Source organism: Acinetobacter sp. YH16031, assembly GCF_013417335.1.
GTDB lineage: Bacteria > Pseudomonadota > Gammaproteobacteria > Pseudomonadales > Moraxellaceae > Acinetobacter.
This window is the reverse complement of the sequence record NZ_VPED01000065.1, coordinates 1-2,844: the sequence shown is the minus strand read 5'-3', so window position 1 is coordinate 2,844 and position 2,844 is coordinate 1. Positions and strand designations below refer to the sequence as shown.

Annotated in this window: 1 rRNA gene; it reads right to left on the bottom strand. The window is 50.7% G+C overall.

Going from position 1 to position 2,844, the window contains the following annotated elements:
- Positions 1-28: 28 nt before the first annotated feature.
- A 23S ribosomal RNA gene (locus FTV31_RS15395) occupies positions 29-2,844 on the bottom strand; the annotation flags it as partial.

Genomic DNA, 2,844 nt, shown 5'->3' with positions numbered 1-2,844 from the left:
GCTTTATATACAACTGCTTGGGTGTTGTATAGTCAAGCCTCACGAGCAATTAGTATTGGTCAGCTTCATGCATCACTGCACTTCCACATCCAACCTATCAACGTCGTAGTCTTCAACGGCTCTTTAGGAGACATAAAGTCTCGGGGAAATCTTATCTTGAGGTAGGCTTCCCGCTTAGATGCTTTCAGCGGTTATCCCTTCCGAACATAGCTACCCGGCGATGCGACTGGCGTCACAACCGGTACACCAGAGGTTCGTCCACTCTGGTCCTCTCGTACTAGGAGCAGATCCTCTCAAATTTCCAGCGCCCACGGTAGATAGGGACCGAACTGTCTCACGACGTTCTAAACCCAGCTCGCGTACCTCTTTAAATGGCGAACAGCCATACCCTTGGGACCTGCTTCAGCCCCAGGATGAGATGAGCCGACATCGAGGTGCCAAACACCGCCGTCGATATGAACTCTTGGGCGGTATCAGCCTGTTATCCCCAGAGTACCTTTTATCCGTTGAGCGATGGCCCTTCCATACAGAACCACCGGATCACTAAGACCTACTTTCGTACCTGCTCGACTTGTGGGTCTCGCAGTTAAGCGCGCTTTTGCCTTTATACTCTACGCGTGATTTCCGACCACGCTGAGCGCACCTTCGTACTCCTCCGTTACTCTTTAGGAGGAGACCGCCCCAGTCAAACTACCCACCAGACATGGTCCTCGCTCCCGATCAGGGAGCAGAGTTAGAACCTCAATATTACCAGGGTGGTATTTCAAGGACGGCTCCATGGCAACTAGCGTCACCACTTCAAAGCCTCCCACCTATCCTACACAAGTAAGATCAAAGTTCAATGTCAAGCTGCAGTAAAGGTTCACGGGGTCTTTCCGTCTAGCCGCGGGTACACCGCATCTTCACGGCGAATTCGATTTCACTGAGCCTCTGCTGGAGACAGCGCCGCCATCATTATGCCATTCGTGCAGGTCGGAACTTACCCGACAAGGAATTTCGCTACCTTAGGACCGTTATAGTTACGGCCGCCGTTTACTGGGGCTTCGATCAAGAGCTTCGCTTACGCTAACCCCATCAATTAACCTTCCAGCACCGGGCAGGCATCACACCCTATACGTCCACTTTCGTGTTTGCAGAGTGCTATGTTTTTAATAAACAGTTGCAGCGGCCTGGTTTCTGAGGCTGCCAACAGCTCAAGGAGCAAGTCCTATCACCGCCGGCAGCGTACCTTCTCCCGAAGTTACGGTACCATTTTGCCTAGTTCCTTCAGCAGAGTTCTCTCAAGCGCTTTGGTCTACTCGACCTGACCACCTGTGTCGGTTTCGGGTACGATTCCAGTGTAACTGAAGCTTAGAGACTTTTCCTGGAAGTATGGTATCAGCCACTTCACCAGTAAACTGGCTTGCTATCAACTCTCAGCATAGAGCACCCCGGATTTGCCTAAGATACATGCCTACAGTCTTCCACCTGGACAACCAACGCCAGGCTGACTTAACCTTCTCCGTCCTCTCATCGCATTACACTGAAGTATTGGAATATTAACCAATTTCCCATCGACTACGCCTCTCGGCCTCGCCTTAGGGGTCGACTCACCCAGCCCCGATTAACGTTGGACTGGAACCCTTGGTCTTTCAGCGAACGGGTTTTTCACCCGTTTTGTCGTTACTCACGTCAGCATTCGCACTTCTGATACCTCCAGCATGCTTCTCAACACACCTTCATCGGCTTACAGAACGCTCCCCTACCACTTGCAATAAATTGCAAATCCGCAGCTTCGGTACATAGTTTTAGCCCCGTTACATCTTCCGCGCAGGCCGACTCGACTAGTGAGCTATTACGCTTTCTTTAAAGGGTGGCTGCTTCTAAGCCAACCTCCTAGCTGTCTATGCCTTCCCACATCGTTTCCCACTTAACTATGATTTAGGGACCTTAGCTGGCGGTCTGGATTGTTTTCCTCTTGACTACGGACGTTAGCACCCGCAGTCTGTCTCCCGGATAGTACTCATTGGTATTCGGAGTTTGCATCGGTTTGGTAAGTCGGGATGACCCCCTAGCCGAAACAGTGCTCTACCCCCAATGGTATTCGTCCGAGGCGCTACCTAAATAGCTTTCGGGGAGAACCAGCTATCACCGAGTTTGATTAGCCTTTCACCCCTATCCACAAGTCATCCCCTGGCTTTTCAACGACAGTGGGTTCGGTCCTCCAGTTAGTGTTACCCAACCTTCAACCTGCTCATGGATAGATCACCCGGTTTCGGGTCTATACCCAGCAACTAAACGCCCTATTAAGACTCGATTTCTCTACGGCTCCCCTATTCGGTTAACCTCGCTACTGAATATAAGTCGCTGACCCATTATACAAAAGGTACGCAGTCACCACACGAAGTGGCTCCCACTGCTTGTATGCATGCGGTTTCAGGATCTATTTCACTCCCCTCACAGGGGTTCTTTTCGCCTTTCCCTCACGGTACTGGTTCACTATCGGTCAGTCAGGAGTATTTAGCCTTAGAGGATGGTCCCCCTATATTCAGACAAGGTTTCACGTGCCTCGCCCTACTCGACATCATCATATCAGCCCTTTCGTGTACAGGACTATCACCCACTATGGTTGCACTTCCCAGAGCATTCCACTAAAACTGATATGACTTAATGGGCTGTTCCCCTTTCGCTCGCCGCTACTGAGGGAATCTCAATTGATTTCTTTTCCTACGGATACTGAGATGTTTCACTTCTCCGCGTTCGCCTCATAAACCTATGTATTCAGTTTATGATACCGACCTTATAGCCGGTGGGTTTCCCCATTCAGACATCTCCGGATCACAGGATATTTGCCGCCTCCCCGGC